This is a genomic window from Gandjariella thermophila, from assembly GCF_005405885.1.
Taxonomy (GTDB): Bacteria; Actinomycetota; Actinomycetes; order Mycobacteriales; family Pseudonocardiaceae; genus Gandjariella; species Gandjariella thermophila.
The window spans coordinates 1-21,533 of the sequence record NZ_BJFL01000037.1 but is presented as its reverse complement, the minus strand read 5'-3'; the positions used below and the strand labels follow the sequence as shown (position 1 = coordinate 21,533).

Genomic DNA, 21,533 nt, shown 5'->3' with positions numbered 1-21,533 from the left:
AGGTGAACGAGCGGTGACCCGGGCGGCCAGCGTGTCAGGGCCACCAGGAGCCGTCGTTGCCGACCGGAATACGGGGTTCGCGGTACTCGCCGATGACGACGCGGCGGCCAGCGTCAGCGCGGCAGGGCGGCATCGACCCCGGAGGAGGCGGAGGTGTCGGAGGCTTGTGGGGCGTCGCCGGAGGGTTCGGCCGGCCGCAGCGCGGCCCACAGGTCGGTGGCCGCCGCCTCGACGCGCTTGGAAAGCTCCATCACCTCGGAGTCGTCCCAGCCGGCCATGGCCTGCTGCACGAACTCGGCCTGGGCCTGCTGCCAGCGGCGCAACGCCTCGGCGCCCTTGGCGGTGGCGGACAGCAGGGTGACCCGGCCGTCGGTGGGCGCCGGGCGGCGGCTCACCAGGCCGGCCCTGACCAGCTGCGCGACCTGCCGGCTGATCACCGACGGATCGACCGCCCGGTGCAGGGCCAGGTCGGAGGTGCGTACCTCGCCGCGCTGCGCGATCTCACCGAGCAGCCCGCCGGCGGCGGGGTGCAGGCCGTAGTCGTCCTGCCAGATCCGCATCACCAGCGCGTGCTTGAGCTGGAACAGCGAGCGGAGGGTGCGCAGCAGCTCCAGGCAGGCTTCGGGCGTGGGGCCCATCCGCGACCTCCCCGACATAGTTGCTCAACGCAACCATTTTACCTCTCGCCGCACCGCCGGGCTAAGCGGTCATCCGGGCCATCCCGGTCGGCCGGGCGCGTGATCTCGAGAACGGCGGTCGCGCGGACCCGGACCCGGCGGCCGCGGCCTACAGCGCCTCGTTGAGCCGGGCCAGCAGGCCGGACAGGGTCCGCATGTCGTCGGCGGACCACGACTCGAGGCGCTCCCGCAGCCGCCGCCGGCGGTGCTCGCGTACCTGGTCCAGCCGGTCCCGGCCGGTCGCGGTGAGCTGGACGATCCTGGCCCGGCCGTCCGAGGGGTCGGCCACCCGCTCGACCAGGTCGAGTTCGATCAGCCGGGCGATCTGCCGGCTGACCGTCGACTTGTCCAGCCCGGTGCGCTCGACCAGTTCGGCGGCGCGGACCGGGCCGGTGTCGACCAGGTGCAGCAGCAGCGCGTAGGACGCCGCGTCCAGCCCGGGATGCACCTCGGCGGCGAACAGCAGGGACAGGCTGCGCGCCCGGCCGAAGAGCACGGAAAGCTCCCGTTCCACGGCCTGCGCCGCGGCCCTCCGGTCCTCCCGCTGGGTGCTGGTTCGCTGCACCGGCGCCTCCCGCCCGACCACGTCGACCACGGTGGCACGCTATCCCGCCGGCCAGCCGGCTGATCGCGGTCGCCGGGCACCCGTCCGGGCGTCCATGCCTCGCGCCGAGTTGCTGCGGACACCGCGCGGGCGTCCCCGCGGCGGTGACCGCTGAGTTACAGCGTGGTACCGCCGAAGGGGCGAATCGCCCGCGGTACCCCCATTCGCGGCACAGGAACACGACGATCGGTGAGCTCTTCTCAGCCGAACGTACTCGAAGGTGGCATCAAGGGGTCAGTAGCCGGGTCGAGGGGTTAGGGTCCACACGGTCGGGGGACGCACGCTCGTTGGCAGGTGGGGCGCCTTGATCGACGCCCGGACAACGTGGAGACTTCGCGCTGACCATGACAGCAAACGCCGTGCTTAGCCCCATACCTCCCACGCCGCCACGTCGTGAGCCGCCACCTGCCGTCACCGCGATGGTGCGGCTGATCCGGCAGAGCTGGGCGGTCGCCGAACCGCAGGCGGACGAGATCGCACGCTACTTCTACAGCATGCTGTTCGCCATCGCGCCCGCCACCCGGGAGATGTTCCCGATCAACATGGACGTGCAGCGTAGCCGGTTAATGCGGGCGATCGTCCACTTTGTGCAGATGGTGGACCGGCCGGATGACCTGATCCCGTTCCTCCGCCAGCTCGGCAGGGACCACCGCAAGTTCGGCGTGGTGGCCAGCCACTTCGAGGCGCTGGGCACGGCGCTGCTGGCGGCGCTGAAGAAGTACCTCGGCGACATGTGGACGCCGCAGGTGGAGATGGCCTGGGCCGAGGCGTACACGATCATGGCCAGGTCGATGCAGGAGGCCGCCGCGGCGGACGACGGCCCGGCGTACTGGCCCGCGCACGTGGTGCACCACGAGCGGCTGAGCTGGGACCTGGCGATCGTCCGGGTGCAGCCCGAGTACCCGCTGCCCTACCAGGGCGGCCAGTACGTCAGCGTGGAGACGCCGCAGCGGCCCCGGCTGTGGCGGTACTTCACCCCGGCCAACGCGCCACGCGAGGACGGCGTGATCGAGTTCCATGTGCGCGGTGTGGAGGGTGGCTGGGTGAGCCGGGCGGTGGTCAGCCAGACCAGGCCGGGCGACGTGTGGAAGCTGGGCTCACCGATGGGCCGGCTGGGCATCGACCGGACGGCCGGCCGGGACGTGCTGATGGTCGCCGGCGGCACCGGGGTCGCGCCGATGCGGGCGATGGTCGAGGAACTGGCCCAGTGGGGCGACAACCCACACGTTCACCTGTTCTTCGGCGGCCGCACCCGCGACGACCTCTACGATCTGGAGACCCTGCGGAACCTGGCGGTGACCAACCCGTGGCTCACCGTGGTGCCGGTGGTGGAGTCCGATCCGGGCGCGCGCGGCATGGAGCACGGCACCCTCGCCGACGCTGTCACCCGGTACGGCGCCTGGGCCGAGCACGACGTCTTCGTCAGCGGCTCACCCGCGATGATCCGGGCCACGGTGTCCCGGATGCTGGTCGCCGGCACCCCGCTGGACCGCGTCCGCTACGACCCGTTCACTGTGGACTGACTGGTTTCCGCGCGCACGACGATCAGGTTCGCCGGGGTTCCCCACCTGCGGTCGAAACCCCGCCGGGAGCCACAGGTCGCCTTCGCGCGCTGCCGGCCGCCGCGCGACGGCGCCGTCCGCGGCGGCCGTGATATCTCTCCTCAGCGGCGCCAGCGGCGGCGACGCTCGGGGCGCCAGACGACCAGGGCGGTCTCCGGCCGGCGGAACGGCACCAGGTCGCGCCGGTAGGACGCGTGCACCATGGCGGCGGCCTGCTCCGCGGCCGCGTGCGCGGCGGCAAGCTGCTCGTGGAGCTCGGCGACCTGGGCGCGGAGCTGGGCGACCTGCTGCTCCAGCTCGATGATCCGCTTGATCCCGGCGAGGTTGACGCCCTCCTCCTGGGACAGCCGCTGCACCTCGCGCAGCAGCGAGATGTCCCGCAGCGAGTAACGGCGCCCGCCGCCCGGGGTGCGGCCCGGGGAGACCAGGCCCATCCGGTCGTAGGTGCGCAGGGTCTGCGCGTGCAGGCCGGACAGCTCGGCGGCCACCGAGATCACGAACATCGGCGTGTCCTCGGTGGCGCCGGGCGGGAAGGACACCGCGCGCGGCGCCATGTCGTCGAATCCACCACCGAAGAACGAGGTGCTCAAGGCGACTCACTCCTCCTCAGCAGCTCGGTGAGGTCGGCCCGCGGGTCCTGACCGGCGGTGGCCTCGGCGTAGGCTCGCAGCGCGTCCTCGGCCGCACCGTCCAACTTGGACGGGACCGCCACCTGGACGGTGACCAGCAGGTCGCCCTGCCGGCCGTCGCGCCGCCGGATGCCCCGGCCGCGCACGCGCTGTACCTGGCCGCTGGAGGTGCCCGGGCGGATCTTCAGTGACACCTTCCCGTCCAGGGTGGGCACCGTGATCGTGGTGCCGAGCACCGCCTCCGGGAAGGTCACCGGCACGGTGATGGTCAGGTCGTCGCCGGACCGGCCGAACACCGGGTGCGGGTTGACGTGTACCCGCACGTAGAGGTCGCCGGACGGTCCGCCGTTGCGGCCGGGCTCGCCCTGGCCGGCCAGCCGGATGCGCTGGCCGTCGTCCACCCCGGCCGGGATGCGCACGTTGAGCGTCCTGGTCCGGGTGCTCACCCCGTTGCCCCGACACTCCGGGCACGGCTGGTCGACGATCCGACCGGTGCCCCGGCAGTCCCGGCACGGCTCGGAGAACGCGAACGCGCCCTGGCTGCGGGTGACCAGGCCGGCCCCGGCGCAGGTCGGGCACGTCCTCGGGGTGGTGCCCGGCCGGGCACCGGAGCCCCTGCAGGTGCCGCAGGCGCCCGGGCTGGACAGCCGGAGCGGGACGGTCGCGCCGCGCACCGCCTCGGTGAAGTCGATCCGGACGTCGGTCTCCACGTCCTCGCCGCGGCGCGGCCGGGTGGCCGAGGTGGTACCGCCCCGGCGACCGCCGAACAGGCCGCCGAGCAGGTCGCCGAGGCCGCCGGTGCCGCCCGCCTCGCCCATCGGGCCGCCGAACAGGTCGCCCAGGTCGAAGCCGCCGGCGCCCGGGCCGGTGCCGAACCCGCCGAAGCCACCGCCGCCCGGGCGGAACGTTCCCGCCCCGAACAGCTTCCTGGCCTCGTCGTACTGCTTACGCTTGGCCGGGTCGGCGAGCACCCCGTACGCCTCGGAAACGGTCTTGAACCGCCGCTCCGCCTCGGCGTTGCCGGGGTTGGCGTCCGGGTGCAGCTCCCTGGCGAGCTTCCGGTACGCCTTCTTGATCTCGTCCTGGGACGCGTCGGGGGAGACGCCCAGCTCGCGGTAGAAGTCCTTCTCCAGCCAGTCCCTCTCGCTCACCGGACGCCCCCTCCCTTCTCGTCCCGTCGCCGGTCAGTCGCGTTCTTCTGCGGGCTTGTCACCGGGTGCCTCCGCTGTGGGCGGCTCCGGGATGCCCGGGGCCACCGGAACCTCCGGAGTGGCCGGCTCCGGTTCGTGGTCGGTCACCCCGACCAGAGCCGCCCGGATCACCCGGTCGCCGAAGCGGTACCCGCGGCGCAGCACCGCCGTGACCGTCGGCTCGTTCACCTCTGGCGAGGTGCTGTGCTGTACCGCCTCGTGCACCGAGGGGTCGAACGGTTCGCCCTCGTGGCCGAACGCCTCCAGGCCGGCCTTGTTCAGCGTTGCGATGATCTTGTCCGCGACCGCCTTGAACGCGCCGGTGAGGTCGCCGTGCGTCTCGGCCCGCTCCAGGTCGTCCAGCACCGGGAGCAGGTCGTTCGCCAGCTGCCCCTTGGCGGTGGACGCGACCAGCTCGCGGTCCCGGTCCACCCGCTTGCGGTAGTTGGCGTACTCGGCGGACAGCCGCTTGAGGTCGGCGGTGCGCTCGTCGAGTTGCTTGCGCAGCTCCTCCACCTCCCCGGCGTCGACCGTGACGGTGGCCCCGCCGGCCTCGCCGGCGGGTTCCGGAGCTGCATGCCGGCCGGACGGCTTGGCCTCCTGGGGCGCGCTGGCCTCCTTGGCCTCCGCCGCGCCCGCCGCCGGCTGCTGGCCGGCGGCGGGGGCACGAACCTGCCCGGTCTGTGGGTCAATGCGACGACGGTCCCGGACCACGACTCTCGGCTCCTCGGTCCCCTGGTCGTTCACCTGTGCACCACTACGCGCTGGTTCGTGGTTGGCACTCACTTCTTCTCGTCCTCGTCGACGATCTCGGCGTCCACCACGTCGTCGGCCTTACCGGAGGACGAGGACGCGCCACCGTCGCCGGCGCCCGCGGCGGAGGCGTCGGTCTGCGCGTACATCGCCTGGCCCATGGCCTGCGACTCGGTGGTCAGCTTCTCCATCGCGGCCCGGATGGCGGCGACGTCGGTGCCCTTCAGTGCCTCCTTGGCCTCGTCGGCCGCCTTGGTCACCTTCTCCTTGACGTCGGAGGGGAGCTTCTCGTCGTTGTCCTTGACGAACTTCTCCGTGGTGTAGACGAGCGTCTCGGCCTGGTTGCGCACCTCGGCCTCCTCGCGGCGGCGGCGGTCCTCCTCCGCGTGGGCCTCGGCGTCCTTGATCATCCGGTCGATCTCGTCCTTGGGCAGAGCCGAGCCACCGGTGATGGTCATGCCCTGCTCCTTGCCGGTCGCCATGTCCTTCGCGGTGACATGCACGATGCCGTTGGCGTCGATGTCGAAGGACACCTCGATCTGCGGGACGCCGCGCGGGGCCGGCGGGATGCCGGTCAGCTCGAACATGCCGAGCTTCTTGTTCTGCGCCGCGATCTCCCGCTCCCCCTGGTAGACCTGGATCTGCACGGACGGCTGGTTGTCGTCGGCCGTGGTGAAGATCTCCGAGCGCTTGGTCGGGATCGTCGTGTTGCGCTCGATGAGCTTGGTCATGATCCCGCCCTTGGTCTCGATGCCGAGGGACAGCGGGGTCACGTCGAGCAGCAGGACGTCCTTGACCTCGCCCTTGAGCACGCCGGCCTGCAGCGAGGCGCCGACGGCGACGACCTCGTCCGGGTTGACGCCCTTGTTCGGCTCCTTGCCGCCGGTCAGCTCCTTGACCAGCTCGGTCACCGCCGGCATGCGGGTCGAGCCGCCGACCAGCACCACGTGGTCGATGTCGGCCACCTTGATCCCGGCGTCCTTGATCACGTTGTGGAACGGGGACCGGCAGCGGTCCAGCAGGTCGGAGGTGATCCGCTGGAACTCGGCCCGGGACAGGCTCTCGTCCAGGAACAGCGGGTTCTTGTCCGCGTCGACGGTGATGTAGGGCAGGTTGATGTTGGTGGTCGAGGAGCTGGACAGCTCGATCTTGGCCTTCTCCGCGGCCTCCCGGATGCGCTGCATGGCCATCCGGTCCTTGGTCAGGTCGATGCCGTGCGATGCCTTGAACTTGTCCACCAACCAGTCGACGATCCGCTGGTCCCAGTCGTCGCCGCCGAGGTGGTTGTCACCGCTGGTGGCGCGGACCTCGACGACGCCCTCGCCGACCTCCAGCAGGGACACGTCGAACGTGCCGCCACCGAGGTCGAAGACCAGGATGGTCTGCTCCTTCTCGCCCTTCTCCAGGCCGTAGGCCAGCGCGGCGGCCGTCGGCTCGTTGACGATCCGCAGCACGTTCATGCCGGCGATCTGGCCGGCCTCCTTGGTGGCCTGCCGCTGGGCGTCCTCGAAGTACGCAGGCACGGTGATCACCGCGTCGGTGATCTCCTCGCCCAGGTACGCCTCGGCGTCCCGCTTCAGCTTCATCAGCACCCGCGCGCTGATCTCCTGCGGGGTGTACTTCTTGCCGTCGATCTCGGTCTTCCAGTCGGTGCCCATGTGCCGCTTGACCGACCGGATGGTCCGGTCGACGTTGGTCACGGCCTGGTTCTTCGCCGGCTGGCCGACCAGGATCTCGCCGTTCTTCGCGAACGCCACGATGGACGGCGTGGTCCGGGAGCCCTCGGAGTTGGCGATCACCGTCGGTTCACCGCCCTCGAGGACGGCGACGACGGAGTTGGTCGTCCCCAGGTCGATGCCGACCGCTCGCGCCATTGATCCCTCCTGGTATGCCGTGGTCCTGCCGCTCTCTTGAGCGGCCTCAGCTCAAGTCTGCGTGAGCACCGGACCGACCGTCAAACAAGACTTGAGCCGGTCGCGCTCAACCTTTCTGCCAGCCTCAACGCGGCACCACGTCACGGTGTTCCCGACCAGCCGACCAAGATTCGGCCGAACGGTGCGATGCCGGACACGTCCGGGGGTTACTGACCGGTATTCGGGCGTAGTCTCCGCGAACGGACCCGGTATCCGACCAGGAGAGGCATGTCGAGCATGGGCGCTCTGCCGATCGTGCTGGGGTTGATCTGCGCCGTCGTGACCGTGGTCGCGGTGGCCATGGTGGCGGTGACCGTGACTCGGATGATCCGCACGATCCGCCTCGGCCAACCCGACCCCACCCGCAACGGCCCGTTCGGCGCGCGGCTGGGCACGCTGCTGCGGGAGTTCCTCGGGCACACCAGGATGCTCAAGTGGAGCCACGTGGGCGTGGCCCACTGGTTCGTGATGATGGGCTTCCTGTGCCTGTCGCTGTCCGTGCTGGAGGCGTACGGCGAGGTGCTGTGGCCCCGGTTCGAGCTGCCGGTGCTCGGTGGCTGGCCGGTGTGGAACCTGGTCGTGGAGATCCTCGGCGTGGGCACCGTGCTCGGCGGGCTGTGGCTCGCCGGCGTGCGGCAGGCGGCCCACCCGCGGCGGGCGGACCGGCAGTCCCGGTTCGCCGGCTCGAACATGGGCCAGGCCTACTTCGTCGAGGCCGTCGTGGTGCTGGAGGGTGTCGGCATCCTCGGCCTGCGCGCGTTCAAGGCCGCCACCGGGATGCTGGACCAGCCGGTGTGGGCGGCGCCGGTGAGCCACGCGCTCGGCGCGGTGCTGCCAGCCAGCATCGCCGCGATCAGCGTGTTCGCCGCGTTCAAGATTCTCTCGGCGATGGTGTGGCTGATCGTGGTCGCGGCCAACGCGACCATGGGCGTGGCCTGGCACCGGTTCACCGCGTTCTTCAACATCTACTTCAAGCGCGAGACCGACGGCAGCGTGGCGCTGGGCGCGCTGAAGCCGATGATGAGCGGTGGCAAGCCGCTGGACTTCGAGGAAGCCGACCCGGAGAACGACGTCTTCGGCGCCGGCAGGGTCGAGGACTTCTCCTGGAAGGGCTGGCTGGACTTCACCACCTGCACCGAGTGCGGCCGCTGCCAGTCGCAGTGCCCGGCGTGGAACACCGGCAAGCCGCTGTCGCCGAAGCTGGTGATCACCCAGCTCCGCGAGCACGCCTACGCCAAGGCCCCGTACCTGCTCGCCGGCGGCCGCAAGGACATGGCCGGCGAGGAGATCGGCCTGGTCGGCGACAACTCGCACGCCAAGGTCGACGCGCTGGCCCTGGCCGAGGCGGAGCGCCCGCTGATCGGCCGCCCGGACGAGCTGGGCGTGATCGACCCCGAGGTGCTGTGGTCCTGCACCACCTGCGGCGCCTGCGTGGAGCAGTGCCCGGTGGACATCGAACACGTGGACCACATCGTGGACATGCGCCGCTACCAGGTGCTGATCGAGTCGAACTTCCCCACCGAGCTGGGCGGGATGTTCAAGAACCTGGAGAACAAGGGCAACCCCTGGGGCCAGAACGCCAAGGACCGGCTGGCCTGGACCGAGGACCTGGACTTCGAGGTGCCGGTGTTCGACGGTGAGCTGGCCGACGACGTGGAGTACCTGTTCTGGGTGGGCTGCGCCGGCGCGTTCGAGGACCGGGCGAAGAAGACCACCCGCGCGGTCGCCGAGCTGCTGCATATCGCCGGGGTGAAGTACGTGGTGCTCGGCCCGGAGGAGACCTGCACCGGCGACCCGGCGCGGCGGGCCGGCAACGAGTTCCTGTTCCAGATGCTCGCCCAGCAGAACGTCGAGGTGCTCAACTCGGTGTTCGAGGACCGGGAGGCGAAGCAGCGCAAGATCGTGGTCACCTGCGCGCACTGCTTCAACACGCTGGCCAACGAGTACCCGCAGCTCGGCGGCGACTACCAGGTCGTCCACCACACCCAGTTGCTCAACCGGCTGGTGCGGGAGCGGCGGCTGGTGCCCGTCGCCCCGGTCACCGAGGACGTCACCTACCACGACCCCTGCTACCTGGGCCGGCACAACAAGGTCTACGAGGCGCCGCGCGAGCTGGTCGGGGCCTCCGGGGCCACGCTGCGCGAGATGCCCCGCCACGCCGACCGGGCGATGTGCTGCGGCGCTGGCGGCGCCCGGATGTGGATGGAGGAGCGGATCGGCAAGCGGATCAACCTGGAGCGGGTGGACGAGGCCACCGGCACCGCCCCGTCGAAGATCGCCACCGGCTGCCCGTTCTGCCGGGTGATGCTCACCGACGGGCTCACCGCGCGGCAGAACGAGCAGAAGGTGCCGGAGAGCGTCGAGGTCGTCGACGTGGCGCAACTGCTGCTCAGCGCGGTTCGGCGGGGCCAGGACAGCGACCAGGACACCGCCACCGACGCGGTGCCCACCGGTACCCCGCTGCCCGCCGGCGACGACCGGTCCCACTGAGCCAGGACAGCCGAAGGGCGCCCCGGTCGATCGACCGGGGCGCCCTTCGTATCACCGGTTCATCGGGCTGCCGGGCCGGCGCGGAGAGATCAGCGGTCGTCGGCGCGGGCGGACGCGCGGGCCCGGCGGGCGATGCCGAAGGCGAACCCGCCGATGCCGAGGACCAGCGCGGAGACGCCGACGGCGGTGGAGCGCACCGGGGTGTCGGACTGCGCCACGTCGGGCCGGCTGCCTTCTGGCGCCGCGGTGGTCGGCGCGACCGGGGTGGCGTTGACCTCGGCCGCGGCGGCGTTCGGGGCGCCGGCCAGGCCGAAGGCGAGGGCACACGCTCCGGCCGCGACAGCTCTTCGCCAGCTACGGCGGCGGGGCCGCTTCATCGACGTTGCCTCCCGAGATCACGGGGTACCACCCAGAGAGACGCGCGGGCGGCGGCTCCGGTTGCGTCAGGGGTGCGGCGCCGGCCGGACCGCCGCCCACACGCCCGGTCGGCCGGGGATATTCTCCACTCGGCGACCGCCGGCCGCCCTGCCGAATGACCCGGCAAGGTCACCCCCAATAGGGTTGACGCGGATCTCGGGACCGGGCCGGGACCCTGGCGCCCGCCGAGGTGACCGCGGCGCGGACTCGCGGAGGAGGGTGCATGGCGGAGGGCTCCGACGAGGGCGGGCAGAGCACGCTCACCGTACGTTCGGCGTCGCGGTACGCCCGGAAGGCGCGCGACGACTTCGGCAAGCTCATTGCGGATCTGGAGCGGGACCGGTTCGCATCCCGATGAGGCGCCGATCATTCGGGAGTTGTTCGAGCGGCTACGCCAGGGCCACAGCCTGCGCACGATCCAGCGGGACTTTGCCGCGCGCGGCATCCAGAACCGCTCCGGTCGTCCGTTCAGTTCGCAGCATTTGCGGGGGCTGGCGTGTAACGCCGCGTATGCGGGGTTGCGGGTGCACTACGCGACGCCGACAGTCGGCCCACGCAGGCGCCCCACGGGGATTACTAACGAGGCCGACGTGACCAAGGCGGTATGGCCGGGGCTTGTCGAGCCGGAGACCTTCTACGCGGTTCAGCGGCGGCTGGTAAGTCCTGCGTCCGGATCTCCAAAGCAGAACTGGACGCCTACGCCGAGAAAGCCATGATCGCGTATCTCTCGCGAGACTGCCAGATTTTGGTCAGTTGTCGAGGTAGAGCAGGGGGGCGATCGTTTTCCGGCACACGCCACAGTGCATGGGTGCTTCCAGGGCGACCAGTTCGCAGTCAAGCATGACCAGGTGGTCGCGGGTGCCGGTGGTTTGCTCGGTCTCCCAGGCCCGTTGCCAGACGTCGAGGTTGGCGTGCAGGTCATCGAGGTACCGGAGCGTCATCTCGTAGAAGGCGCGGACGCCGTGCTGCTTCATGTAGGTCCAGTTGAACCGCAGTGATTCTTGGATCACCCGGTATGGATGGTTGAACCGGGGTAGACCCCACTCGGGTCCGCAGACGTCGTCGATGTCCAGGCGTGCTGCTCGCGCATCGAGTGCGGCCCATCCGCCGTCGGCGTCGAGGTCGGTGAGTGCCGTGCGGACCAGTCCGGTAGCACGGTCGAGTTTCGCGCGAGCTGCGACGAACTCGGCGGTCACGGCCGCGCGGTGGGTGTCAGTGGGGTCCTTGCGGCAGGTTTCGATGGCGGCACGGATGCGGTTGACGTGGCCGGCGTTGGCATCCATGCAGGCCCCGAAGCTGTCCCAGGGGTCGGGGATGCCCCGCTCGGCGACAATGGCGGCGATCTTGGCGCCCTGTAAGCCCATCCGAACTGCTCCCTGTCCTCGGCTTCTCTAGTCACCGCGCACGCGAGCTGCGAGGTACGCGGCTGCCTGGGTGAAGGCGATGCGTTCCTGATCGCCGGAGTGCATGTCGCGGATCGTGACCGCGCCGTCGGCTTGTTCGTCGCGGCCATACAGCACCGCGAACCGGGCGCGCTGGTCGTTGGCCCACTTCAGTTGCTTGGCGAGCTTGCCGGAGGAGCCCAGGTATACACCGACGCGCAACCCAGCGGAGCGCAGCGCGGCGGCCAGCGCGGTCAGGTCGGCCTCGGCGCCCAGGACGGTGATCGCCACGTCGAGCCCGCGTGCTTCGGTTTCGCTGGGTTGCTGGCTGGCCAGGATGCGTTCGATGCCGATGGAGCCACCGCAGGCAGGTACGTCCGGGCCGCCGAGCGCGGCGACCAATCCGTCATACCGACCGCCCGAGGCGATCGATCCGGGATAACCCGTTGCCGAGACCTCGAAAATCGGGCCGGTGTAGTAGTCAAGTCCGCGCACCATGCGCGGCGTGAAGGCCACCCGGCCCGCGGGCAGCCCGGCGGTCAGCTCCACCAAACGATCCACCTCGGCCAACCCGGCGCGTCCCTGCTCGGTGCCGTCGAGCTGCTTGCGGACACGGTCAGGATCATCGGAGGCGAGATCGGCAACCAGCGCGGAGGCCGTCGCAGTCGCCAAGCCACGCTCGACCAGCTCGGCGCTCACGGCATCCGGGTCCAACTTGTCGAGCTTGTCGAGCGTGATCAGCACCCGGCCGCCGAGATCGGCCGGCACGCCGTAGGCATCCAGCAGCCCGAACAACGCCTGACGCGAATTGATCTCAAAGCGGAACTGCTCAATGCCCAATGCCTCTAGTGCGTCGTGGATCGCCCACAGGATCTCTGCATCCGCCAGCGGCGATGTCGACCCGACGGTGTCCACGTCGCATTGGGTGAACTCCCGGAAACGTCCCCGCCCGGGGCGATCAGCGCGCCACACCGAGCCGAGCGCATAGCGCTTGTACGGGGTCGGAAGCCGGTTGCCGTAGGTGGCCACCACGCGGGCCAGGGGGACGGTGAGGTCATAGCGCAGCGCTAGATCGGCTTCACCGCTGGCCTCGTGCTCGCCGCGACGCAGGATCTTGAAGATCAGCTTGTCACCCTCGTCGCCGTACTTGCCGGTGAGCACGTCAAGCCGCTCGAAGGCGGGCGTCACCAGAGGGTCGAAGCCGTATCGCTCGAAGACCTCCCGCACTGTGGTGAACGCACGCTCACGGCGCCGGACGTCGTCTGCGAGGAAGTCACGAGTACCCGAGGCTGGTTCGGCGGCCTGCGCCATGAGAAAGATCCTCCTGCAGAGCTACGGAGCGAAGCAAGTAACTTACTCTGCGTTGCTCCATCGGTGCGACACAACGCCCGCCCCGCACAACCAGTCAGGGCTTGGCGCCCGCCAAACGTAGCCCGAACCGCGCACTCGACCCTCCCGTGGGCGGCTCGTAGCCATTGACCAGGGCCAATAGCGCGGCTTTTAAGCGAGTCAAGGTCGCTCAACCGGGTCTCTCCGAGTCCCGGTCATCGCCGAGTCGCTGACCTGCGTGGACAGGTAGCCCCGACGGTAGGCGATGGTGACCACGTGTGTGCGGCTCCGGGCGTGCAGCTTGCGCATGATGCGGCGCACATGGGATTTCACGGTGTGCTCGGAAAGGTGCAGCTCTAGGCCGATCTTCACATTTGGGTGCCCCTCGGCGATCAACGCGAGCACCTGTCGCTCACGGTCGGTCAACGCCGGGTTGGGTTGCCGCGGACGTGCGCCACGCGCGTACGCGGTCGAGTTGGTGACAGACCTCAACGAAACGGGTGCCTCTCTAGTCGTCGGGTAGGTTCTGCAACCCGGTCAGCACGCGTTCCATGACGTGCCGACCGGGTGATACGTGCGGGTCGTCGGGTCGTGGCGGCACCGGTCCGGGGACGCGCACCGGCAACGTTCCGGACAGGTGCTCCGGCAAGTCGTCTACGGCGGACCAGCCGCCTGGTTCTGCGGTCACCGTGGCCACCACAGCCGGGCGGTCGACGCCGGATCGGGCGCGCGGCCGAGTGCGAGCCGCGGCGCCAACGGGTGACCGGGCGGCAGCAGTGCGGTCAGCTTGTCGACCACGTCGGCCGCCGTGCCGTCGGCTTTCCACACGATGTAGCCGTCCGGGTCGACCCGCAGTGACTCGGCGTCGGTCTCACCGCGCAGTCGCAGGATGTCCGCCGTGCCGTCCGGCCACGTGCGCAGCGCCGTCCACTCGGCCACGCCGTCCTGCTCGGCGTAGGCGAAGGTCCACCCTGCCGTCAGGTCGGCCAACCGCCGCAGCACCGGCCACCGCGTCAGCGCCTCGGGTAGCGGCAACAGGTCCTCGGGCCGGATCACGCGCCACCCTCCCGGCCGCCGGGGTGTGGTGACGCTGCCGGCCCGGCGGCGCGGTCAGCCGGGCCGGCAGCGGGCAGGAACCGCCGGCCGTGCCCGTCGGGGGCAGGCACGGACGGCGGAGACGGGAGAGCCGACAGAGTCTCGGCGACCCGCGCGCGTATCGCCTCGATCCGGCGGCGCTGCGCCGAGCGGCGCCGCAGTCTGCGCCACCACCGGCCCGCGGACGATTCGGGCAGGGTCACACGCGTCGTCACTGGACACCTCCGGCGAAAGTCGGGGGGACCGCCGCGGGACGGTGGGGGATGCCCGTCCCGCGGCGGCCGAAGCGGCCGGCGTGGGGAACGGTGGGCGGACCGCCGGCCGCCGGCTGTGGGGACCGGCGCCCCGGGAAGCTCGGGAAACCCGGGGCGCCGGCCGAGGGGCGCGGGCACTCCGGCCGCGCCATGCGTGCCCGCCGCCCACGCTGGGTGGTCAGCCCGGCGTGTGTCCCGGTGCGGCGGGCACGGGGCTGGGTGGGGACCGGCGGCGGCCGGTCGAGGGCAGGCCACCGGTCCCCGATCCCGCGCGCCTGCGCCGCCGGGCGTGCCCGGCCCGGTCCACCGGCAGAGTGCGCGGGAGATCATCACGCCACCGACCGCGGCAAGATCACGACCGTGTCGGCAAGTCGGCGGGCGGCACGGACACGCTCGGCCCGCTGCTGTTCCGCCCGTTCACGGGCGAACAGGCCCCACACTGTCAGCGCCGACCCATCGCGGCGAACGTGCGCCCCATGCGAGCGCACGCGGCAAGCCAGCAGCGTGCGTCCGATCAGGTGAAGACTTCATGCCGGGCTGGTAGTGCACACTTGGCCGCAAGCGAGGAGGTACGGACGATGGCGGAGCCGAGTCCTACGCCGTACAAGCGGCAACTTGGCATGGCGCTGGAGCGACTGCGCACGGCCGCGGGCAAGTCACCCGAGGACGCCGCTGAGCTGCTGGAATGTTCGGTGTCGAAGGTGTACCGGATCGAGCGCGGCCACGTGTCCGTGCGGCCCGCGGAGCTGCGTGACCTCCTTGACTTCTACGGCGCTCCACAGCAAGAACGCGACGAGATCGAGCAGCTCGGCCGCGAGGCTCGGCGACGCCGGCCGCGCACGCCGTACGGCTCGGTGATCCCAGACTGGTTCCGGCAGTTTGTGCACTTGGAGGAGGCGGCGAGTGAGATCCTTGTCTACGAGTGCGAGTTGATCCCCGGCGCGCTCTAGACCGAGGGGTACGCGCGAGCCATCATCGAGGCGACGCCGACCCATCGACCCGGAGACATTGGCCGGCTGATCCAAGCTCGCATGGTTCGACAGCAACGGGTGATCGGAGATGATCTACGACTGCACGTCGTGATCAGTGAGGCGGCGCTCAGGCGCGTCGTTGGCGGTCGGGACGTGATGCGCGACCAGTTGCGTCACCTGCGTAAGGTTGCCGAGCGACCGAACGTCGTGCTACAGGTCATCCCGTTCAGCGCGGGAGCCCATGCGGGAACGGGTGTGCCGTTCATCCTGCTCCGCTTCCCTGACAACGCCGGCAACATCGTGTATCTGGAAGACCTCACGACCGCGTCATACGTGGATGACCCCGGCCACCTGGCGAACTACGAGCTGGTGTTTCGTCACTTGCTGGCCGCGGCACTCAGCCCGTCCGAGTCGGCCAACCTGCTGGATACTGTGGCGCGGGAACTGTGAGAGCAAGTGAAAGGGGTACGGAGATGAACGCTCCGGACCTGTCTCGCGCGACGTGGCGCAAGTCCAGCCGTAGCGCTGGGAACGGCGGCGCATGCGTCGAGATCGCGCATGTGGCGCCCAGCATGGCCGCCGTGCGCGACTCGAAGAACCCCACCGGGCCGGCGCTGGTGCTTCCGGCCGCTGCGTGGGACGCGTTCCGAGAGGCCACCAAGGGCGGGACGTTCGACCTCGCCTGATCGAACATAAGACAGCGCCGGTGCCAGCCATGGGGGCACCAGCGCTGTCGCATTTTCTACCGCGTGTGACCGCCACTTGCCGCGTGCGAGGGTTCGCGCACCTGTGCGCCCGCGGTAGGTGCCCCCGGCTCATTGGGGCGCCGCTCCGGTCTGCGGGGCGGGTCCAGCGTCCCGCTTGTTGCTGTCCTCCGGCCTTCAGTGGTCTCCGTGGTGGACTCGGTGGTGAGAGTGGCGAGGAGTTGGCGGGCCTGGTGTTCGCTGATACCGAGTTCCCGGGCCAGCCGTCCGCGGCCGACCGGTTGGCCGGTCCGCTGCCCCTCGGCCACCAGGGCGGCGGCGCGTTCCTCCAGAGTGGCCGGCGCCGGTTGGTGGTCCTCGCCAGCCTCCGCCCACGTGACTGGCGCCGAGTCTGGTGCGGGCCGGTCACCAGCGGGAACCCCGGTGATGACCAGCGACCGCACCAGCTCGAAGGAGACGGCCAACGCCAGCGGAGGGACGAGCGCGATGGCTCGGCCCACCAGGGTGGGCTGCGCGGCGGCGGCGTTGGCCGCCAGGCTCGCCAGCACCCCGCCGAGCAACGCCAGCCACGCCAGCACCCCGCCGGGGCGAGCGGCGCGGCGGCGCACCAGCAGTACGGTGGACGCGGCCACCACCATCCCGTCAATGGCCAGCGGGATCAGCCATGCTTTCCAGCCCTCGCCGGCCCGCTCGCCGAGGGTGCGCATGTGGTCGTAGCTCACCATCGCCGCGACCACCGCAACCACGGTGGTCGCGGCGATGGCCACAGTCCGGCTGCTCACGCCGTACCCCGTTAACCGCGTGACCGGGTTAGCGGGACTGGCCCGGCGCCGCGTCGTCGGCCTGGGCCGCCGCCCAGGCCGCGAACGACATCAGCGCGTCATGCCAACCCTGGTCATAGGCGGTGGCGCGGGCGGCGGTGAGGTCATAGCCGGCACCGCCGGTGATGTATGCCTGCACCTTGCGGGCCACGGCTTTCCACTGCGCCGGGGTCAACGTCACCTCGTCGATCACGACGGACAGCGGTTGCGTCGCCGGCTCCGGCAGCGCGCGCTGGAACGCCTGCCGGACCCGCTGCGCTTCCTCGGGAGCCACGCCGAGCCGGGTGCCGTTGGGCAGGGGTGCGCTGGTGTGGAACAGGCGGACCTGTCCGGCCACCCAATGTGACCACCGTTCGTAGACCTCGGCCACGGTCGTGCCGGCCGCCTCGGCGACCTGTTCCGCGGTGGCACCGCGCAGGATCGCGGCGTGCATGGTGCCCGGCTGCCACCGCAGCAACCAGCCGGCCAGTACCGCCATGACGGCCAACTCGTGCAGGTAGTCCGCAGCGCTGGTCAAGCCGCGCGGGAGGAACCATTGCGCGGGGTCGGCCCAGTAGTCGGCCAAAGCATAGGCGGAGACGTCCAGACCGGTAACCGCTCGGTGGGTAGTCGGCCGCTCGGTGGGTAGTCGGCCGCTCGGTGCGCAGCCGCTCGGCCCGGGTGGCTTCGAGTTCGGCCGTCGCGCTGTGCGCGTCATCAACCAGTGCCGGGTGTTGCGTTCCGCCGTTGGCGGGTGCGTCGTTCATGATCAACCTCTTCCGATCCCTTGTGCCCGGGGGATCGGTGCGTGGACACCGTCACCGGGGGCTGCCTACAGTGATCGGGAAGGCTCCGTTTCAGCAGGTCACCGGCTAGGTACGGTTAGCGAATGACCACTGTGCTCGTGGCGCTCGGAGTCAACCTGGGCATCGCGGTGCTGAAGGCGCTCGCCGGGGTGGTCACCGGATCGGCGGCGCTGCTCGCCGAGGCGGGGCACTCGGTGGCCGACACCACCACCGAGGCGCTGCTGCTCACCGCCCTGCGCCGGTCCGGCCGACCGGCCGACCGCCGGCACCCTTTCGGCTACGGCAAGGAGCGGTACTTCTGGTCCCTCCTCGCGGCTGTGTCGATCTTCGCGTCGGGCGCGCTGTTCGCCTTCGTCGAGGGTGTCCGGGCGCTGCTGGGCGGGCCCGTGGACGAACCCGATTCCTGGGTGGGGTACGCCGTGCTCGGCCTCGCGTTCGTGCTGGAGGCCACCTCGTGGGCCCAAGCCATGCGGCAGGTGCGCGCCGAGGCGGCGGCGGAGCGGCGGCCGATCCTGCGGCACCTGCGCCTGGTCGACGACCCCACCGCGAAGACCGTGCTGCTGGAGGACAGCGCCGCCCTGCTCGGCCTGCTGCTGGCGTTCGCCGGCATCGGCCTGCACCAGCTCACCGGCATCTGGGCATTCGACGGCATCGCGTCGCTGGCCATCGGGGTGCTGCTGGCCGTCGTCGCCTACATCATGGGACGGACCAACAAGGGGCTGCTGATCGGCCGGCAGGCCGACCCGACCCTGGTGCGGGCGATCCAGCGGCGGCTCGCCCAGACCCCCGAAGTGGAGTCGGTCGTCGACCTGCTGACCATGCTGACCGGCACGGACCGCATCCTGCTGTGCGCCAAGCTGGACTTCACCGACTCGCTCACCGCCGCCGAGCTGGAACGCGCCTGCATGCGCATCGACGGCGAGCTACGCGATGCGTTCCCCGACCTGGACGAGATCTTCCTAGAGCCGGTGCCGCGCAACGACCCGGAACTGCGGGCCCGGGTGCTCGCTCGCTACGGCGGCGCCCTGGACGGCTTGCGCGGCTAGTCGCGCCGGTACGCCCCGCGCACGGGGTAACGGCGCCGGCGCAGCCCGGCGAGCATCATCAGGGCGCCGGCCAGCAGCATGCCGAGCCCGAAGGCGGAGACCGGGTCGACGCGCACCGCGGTGGTGGCCAGCCGTGGCCGCTCCGGTTCCGAGTCGGAAGCCGGCGGCACCAACACCCCGGGCGGCAGCGCGGCCAGCACCTGTACCCAGGCGGTGGTCCGGGCGGCGATCGGCGTCGCGTCCTCCACGTCGGGCATGCCGGTGGCGCTCACCGTGTTGGTCACCTCGCCGCGCGCCGGCGCGGTGGTGACGCAGGTCCAGTCCTGGCGGCTGCCCGCGGCGAGGCGGTCCAGCACGCGTTCGCACGCGGGCAGCGCCGGGTCGGTGACGACGACGTTGACCAGGTCGACGTTGCCGGTGTTGTGCATGGTCACCGTCGTGGTGATCAGGCTGCCGGCGTCGGCTCGCAGCGTGTCGGGGACCGCGGTCACCCCGATGCCGGTCCGCGCCCACCGCGCGGTGGCACTGCCGGTGCCGGTCACCGGACGCCCGGCCGGGTCGGTGCCGGTCGCGGTCACCGCGTTGACCAGGTCGTCGGACTCCATGGCCCGCTCGCAGTGCAGCGGCCGGCCGACCTGGCCGGGTGCGAGGTCGCCCAGCAGGCCGGAACAGCCCGGTACGGTCGCGCCGAGCGTGACGGCACGCAACGGCACGGTGCCGGTGTTGGTCACCGCCACGGTGAACCGGGCCGGCCGGCCGGTGAGCACCGCGCGGACGGGCCCGGTCACGTCGACGCGCAGCACGGACGGCGGTGGCCCGGCGGGAGGCGGCGGGGGTTCGCCCGCGGGAGGCCCCGCGGGGCGCGGCCCTGGCGGCTGGTTGCCGCCCGGTGGCGGCGCCTGCGGCGGTGCTGGCGCAGGCGCCGGCGGCGGTGCCGGCCGATGGGGCGCGGCGGGTGCCCCGGGCGGTTGTGCCGCCGGCGGCGGTGCGGCCGGCGCGGGAGCCGCCGCCAACGGCGGTCCGGGCAGGTGCACGGCGGGTGGCAACCCCGGCGGCCAGCCGCCCGGCAGGGGCGGAACCACCGGATTCGCGGGCGCCGGATCGATGTCGTTCCGTGGCGGGTCCAGGCAGGTCAGTACGGCACAGATCGGGTTGGACGCCGCCTCGGCCGGGGAACCCTGAGGGAGTAGCCACCAGATCATGAGGGCCGCCAGCAGCCATGCCGATCTGGCCAATGCCGTCCCCCCAGACGAGCCCATCTGCCCCCCTCGATGCGGTTCCCCATTGGGATGAAGCAGCGGGTGGGCGGATGGTCGACAGGGGCGTCACACCAGCGGGCTACCGACGCGCACGAGAAATTCCCCAAGTTGGGGGATCAAGTTCGATCAGCGGCGGGTGTCGATCCGGCTGAAGTTCAGATACGCCCGGGAGGGGGTAGGGCCGCGCTGGTGCTGGTACCGCGAACCGGCCCGCGCCGACCCGTACGGGTGCTCGGCCGCACTGGTCAACCGGAACAGGCACAGCTGGCCGATCTTCATGCCCGGCCACAACGTGATCGGCAGGTTGGCCACGTTCGACAGTTCCAGCGTGATGTGCCCGGAGAAGCCCGGGTCGATGAAGCCGGCGGTCGAGTGCGTGAGCAGGCCGAGCCGGCCCAGCGAGGACTTCCCCTCCAGCCGGCCGGCCAGGTCGTCGGGCAGCGTGACCATCTCGTAGGTCGAGCCGAGTACGAACTCCCCGGGATGCAGCACGAACGGCTCGTCGCCGTCGCCGACCTCGACCAGCGAGGTCAGCTCGTCCTGCTGGATGGACGGGTCGATGTGCGTGTACTTGGTGTTGTCGAACACCCGGAAGAAGCGGTCCAGCCGCACGTCGATGCTGGACGGCTGGAGCATGGCCGGGTCGAACGGGTCGAGCTCGAGCCGCCCGGACTCCAACTCCTTGCGCAGGTCCCGGTCGCTCAACAACACGCGGTCAGCGTAGCCCCCACCCAACCGCGCGCCCGCGCCGTGTATGCTCAACACCGCCTCGCGGGCGTAGTTCAATGGTAGAACGACAGCTTCCCAAGCTGTAGACGCGGGTTCGATTCCCGTCGCCCGCTCCACGCTTGTTCATACAGGTCAGAAGGGTGCGAGCCGATCATGGTTCGCGCCCTTTCGCTGTCTTGGGGCGGCGTCTGTGCCACACACGTGCCACTTGGCGGACCTCCACCAGCGCGCGGCCGTGCCGTCACCGTCGTCCTCGTCATCATCATCCCGCTCGTCCGCCTGGCGGCTGTGTTTCGCTTTGCTGCCACCGGTCCCGGCGTCGCGGTGCTGATCGACCGGCGCGCTCAGGCCGGCAGGGATCCGCCGATCTGCCTCACTCATCGCGCGTTGGTAGATCAGCACCGCGTGGACGCCGTCGTGGCCCACACGCACCATCAGATCCCTTGGTGCTCGCTCCAGTCGCCGCGGCCGGGACGCGGTGGCCGTATCGCGGACACGTCCGCCGCGCGGCTGAATAACCGATCCCAACGGGTGGTGTGCGATCACTGCGGCTGCGATCGATCGAAGGCACACAGAGCATCACAGATGGCACGAACAGCGTTCGTGTTCTGGTCCACGCGAGCTCACTCGCGCGCCGGAAGCGGCCGAGGGTTGGCGTGTACTCCAATGCCGACCCATACCGGAAATCCGGCCGGTGGCTCACCGCCGAGCATTGGGTGCCCCACCGGCGGACCACACCAATGATTTCGGACTCACTCGTCAACAGGGCGAGGGAGTGCAACGAGAACCCACGGGGGTTTGAGGCTTATTCAGGCGGTTGCGTAGAAGTGTAGGGCGATTACCGCTGAGATGGTTTCCGAGAAGGTCTCGATGGGCCGCCGGTAGTCGGTGTGCATGATCCTCCAAGTTTTAAAGTTGGCGAT

24 protein-coding genes, 1 tRNA gene and 1 pseudogene are annotated in these 21,533 nt (G+C 70.8%); 9 read left to right on the top strand and 17 right to left on the bottom strand.

What is annotated here, in order from left to right; translation table 11 throughout:
* Positions 1-113 precede the first annotated feature (113 nt).
* Together FFT21_RS24060 and FFT21_RS24055 are read right to left on the bottom strand one after the other, a co-directional pair.
* Entirely contained in the window at positions 114-638 is a 525-nt protein-coding gene (locus FFT21_RS24060; protein ID WP_192909723.1) for a MarR family winged helix-turn-helix transcriptional regulator, read from the bottom strand.
* Between the two features lie 148 nt (positions 639-786).
* Complete coding sequence (locus FFT21_RS24055; protein ID WP_225978707.1) at positions 787-1,272, bottom strand: MarR family winged helix-turn-helix transcriptional regulator; 486 nt, start codon at positions 1,270-1,272, stop codon at positions 787-789.
* Positions 1,273-1,700: 428 nt separating this feature from the next.
* On the opposite strand from FFT21_RS24055, the gene FFT21_RS24050 reads away from it, so the two are divergent.
* Entirely contained in the window at positions 1,701-2,804 is a 1,104-nt protein-coding gene (locus FFT21_RS24050; RefSeq protein ID WP_137816206.1) for an FAD-binding oxidoreductase, read from the top strand.
* A 140-nt stretch (positions 2,805-2,944) separates the two neighbouring features.
* Here FFT21_RS24050 and FFT21_RS24045 read toward each other — a convergent pair whose 3' ends face one another.
* Genes FFT21_RS24045 through dnaK form a run of 4 tightly spaced genes read right to left on the bottom strand, consistent with a single transcriptional unit; the run spans position 2,945 to position 7,289 of the window.
* Complete coding sequence (locus FFT21_RS24045; RefSeq protein ID WP_137816229.1) at positions 2,945-3,397, bottom strand: heat shock protein transcriptional repressor HspR; 453 nt, start codon at positions 3,395-3,397, stop codon at positions 2,945-2,947.
* A gap of 32 nt (positions 3,398-3,429) precedes the next feature.
* On the bottom strand, positions 3,430-4,623 hold the full coding sequence (gene dnaJ / locus FFT21_RS24040; protein ID WP_137816205.1) for a molecular chaperone DnaJ: 1,194 nt from the start codon (positions 4,621-4,623) through the stop codon (positions 3,430-3,432).
* A gap of 33 nt (positions 4,624-4,656) precedes the next feature.
* Entirely contained in the window at positions 4,657-5,409 is a 753-nt protein-coding gene (gene grpE / locus FFT21_RS24035; RefSeq protein WP_225978706.1) for a nucleotide exchange factor GrpE, read from the bottom strand.
* A gap of 35 nt (positions 5,410-5,444) precedes the next feature.
* Complete coding sequence (gene dnaK, locus FFT21_RS24030) at positions 5,445-7,289, bottom strand: molecular chaperone DnaK (RefSeq protein WP_137816203.1); 1,845 nt, start codon at positions 7,287-7,289, stop codon at positions 5,445-5,447.
* Between the two features lie 276 nt (positions 7,290-7,565).
* Between dnaK and FFT21_RS24025 the strand changes: the two genes are divergently transcribed.
* Positions 7,566-9,818 (top strand): (Fe-S)-binding protein, encoded by a 2,253-nt coding sequence (locus FFT21_RS24025; RefSeq protein ID WP_137816228.1) that lies wholly within the window; start codon positions 7,566-7,568, stop codon positions 9,816-9,818.
* 89 nt (positions 9,819-9,907) lie between these two features.
* On the opposite strand, the gene FFT21_RS24020 is transcribed toward FFT21_RS24025, so the two are convergent.
* Complete coding sequence (locus FFT21_RS24020) at positions 9,908-10,195, bottom strand: hypothetical protein (RefSeq protein ID WP_137816202.1); 288 nt, start codon at positions 10,193-10,195, stop codon at positions 9,908-9,910.
* 263 nt (positions 10,196-10,458) lie between these two features.
* Here FFT21_RS24020 and FFT21_RS30405 point away from each other — a divergent pair, with 263 nt between their 5' ends.
* A complete protein-coding gene (locus FFT21_RS30405) occupies positions 10,459-10,593 on the top strand; it encodes a hypothetical protein (RefSeq protein WP_264081674.1) in 135 nt (44 codons plus the stop codon).
* On the top strand, positions 10,556-10,951 hold the full coding sequence (locus FFT21_RS30780; protein ID WP_137816201.1) for a recombinase family protein: 396 nt from the start codon (positions 10,556-10,558) through the stop codon (positions 10,949-10,951). The genes FFT21_RS30405 and FFT21_RS30780 overlap by 38 nt, the downstream gene beginning before the upstream one ends.
* A 33-nt stretch (positions 10,952-10,984) precedes the next feature.
* On the opposite strand, the gene FFT21_RS24010 is transcribed toward FFT21_RS30780, so the two are convergent.
* From FFT21_RS24010 to FFT21_RS23990, 5 genes are all read right to left on the bottom strand, one after another.
* A complete protein-coding gene (locus FFT21_RS24010; RefSeq protein WP_137816200.1) occupies positions 10,985-11,599 on the bottom strand; it encodes a hypothetical protein in 615 nt (204 codons plus the stop codon).
* Between the two features lie 27 nt (positions 11,600-11,626).
* Positions 11,627-12,928: a histidine--tRNA ligase gene (gene hisS / locus FFT21_RS24005; RefSeq protein ID WP_137816199.1), complete on the bottom strand. Its 1,302-nt coding sequence runs from the start codon at positions 12,926-12,928 to the stop codon at positions 11,627-11,629.
* A 198-nt stretch (positions 12,929-13,126) separates the two neighbouring features.
* Positions 13,127-13,372 (bottom strand): response regulator transcription factor, encoded by a 246-nt coding sequence (locus tag FFT21_RS24000; protein WP_192909721.1) that lies wholly within the window; start codon positions 13,370-13,372, stop codon positions 13,127-13,129.
* 82 nt (positions 13,373-13,454) lie between these two features.
* The gene (locus FFT21_RS23995; RefSeq protein WP_137816197.1) at positions 13,455-13,634 is read right to left on the bottom strand and encodes a hypothetical protein; all 180 of its coding nucleotides are present in this window, start codon (positions 13,632-13,634) and stop codon (positions 13,455-13,457) included.
* Complete coding sequence (locus FFT21_RS23990; protein ID WP_225978705.1) at positions 13,631-14,002, bottom strand: hypothetical protein; 372 nt, start codon at positions 14,000-14,002, stop codon at positions 13,631-13,633. The genes FFT21_RS23995 and FFT21_RS23990 overlap by 4 nt, the downstream gene beginning before the upstream one ends.
* A gap of 871 nt (positions 14,003-14,873) precedes the next feature.
* Between FFT21_RS23990 and FFT21_RS29985 the strand changes: the two genes are divergently transcribed.
* From FFT21_RS29985 to FFT21_RS23980, 3 genes and pseudogenes are all read left to right on the top strand, one after another.
* Positions 14,874-15,245: a helix-turn-helix domain-containing protein gene (locus FFT21_RS29985; protein ID WP_225978704.1), complete on the top strand. Its 372-nt coding sequence runs from the start codon at positions 14,874-14,876 to the stop codon at positions 15,243-15,245.
* A gap of 12 nt (positions 15,246-15,257) precedes the next feature.
* Positions 15,258-15,716: pseudogene (locus FFT21_RS29980) on the top strand (DUF5753 domain-containing protein); the annotation flags it as partial.
* A 23-nt stretch (positions 15,717-15,739) separates the two neighbouring features.
* The gene (locus FFT21_RS23980) at positions 15,740-15,952 is read left to right on the top strand and encodes a DUF397 domain-containing protein (protein ID WP_137816196.1); all 213 of its coding nucleotides are present in this window, start codon (positions 15,740-15,742) and stop codon (positions 15,950-15,952) included.
* A 56-nt stretch (positions 15,953-16,008) separates the two neighbouring features.
* Here the strand turns inward: FFT21_RS23980 and FFT21_RS23975 are convergent, their stop codons facing one another.
* Together FFT21_RS23975 and FFT21_RS23970 are read right to left on the bottom strand one after the other, a co-directional pair.
* A complete protein-coding gene (locus tag FFT21_RS23975; RefSeq protein ID WP_137816195.1) occupies positions 16,009-16,752 on the bottom strand; it encodes a DUF2637 domain-containing protein in 744 nt (247 codons plus the stop codon).
* Positions 16,753-16,780: 28 nt separating this feature from the next.
* Positions 16,781-17,308 (bottom strand): hypothetical protein, encoded by a 528-nt coding sequence (locus FFT21_RS23970; RefSeq protein ID WP_137816194.1) that lies wholly within the window; start codon positions 17,306-17,308, stop codon positions 16,781-16,783.
* A gap of 351 nt (positions 17,309-17,659) precedes the next feature.
* On the opposite strand from FFT21_RS23970, the gene FFT21_RS23965 reads away from it, so the two are divergent.
* On the top strand, positions 17,660-18,622 hold the full coding sequence (locus FFT21_RS23965; protein WP_137816193.1) for a cation diffusion facilitator family transporter: 963 nt from the start codon (positions 17,660-17,662) through the stop codon (positions 18,620-18,622).
* Here FFT21_RS23965 and FFT21_RS28965 read toward each other — a convergent pair.
* Both FFT21_RS28965 and dcd read right to left on the bottom strand, forming a co-directional pair.
* The gene (locus FFT21_RS28965) at positions 18,619-19,410 is read right to left on the bottom strand and encodes a DUF7507 domain-containing protein (protein ID WP_153816580.1); all 792 of its coding nucleotides are present in this window, start codon (positions 19,408-19,410) and stop codon (positions 18,619-18,621) included. The genes FFT21_RS23965 and FFT21_RS28965 overlap by 4 nt on opposite strands.
* Positions 19,411-20,007: 597 nt before the next feature.
* Positions 20,008-20,592, bottom strand: a complete 585-nt coding sequence (gene dcd / locus FFT21_RS23955) for a dCTP deaminase (RefSeq protein ID WP_192909720.1) — start codon at positions 20,590-20,592, stop codon at positions 20,008-20,010.
* Between the two features lie 60 nt (positions 20,593-20,652).
* Between dcd and FFT21_RS23950 the strand changes: the two genes are divergently transcribed.
* A tRNA-Gly gene (locus FFT21_RS23950) sits at positions 20,653-20,726 on the top strand.
* 16 nt (positions 20,727-20,742) lie between these two features.
* Here the strand turns inward: FFT21_RS23950 and FFT21_RS23945 are convergent.
* Positions 20,743-21,045 (bottom strand): hypothetical protein, encoded by a 303-nt coding sequence (locus tag FFT21_RS23945; RefSeq protein WP_137816190.1) that lies wholly within the window; start codon positions 21,043-21,045, stop codon positions 20,743-20,745.
* Positions 21,046-21,533: the final 488 nt, after the last annotated feature.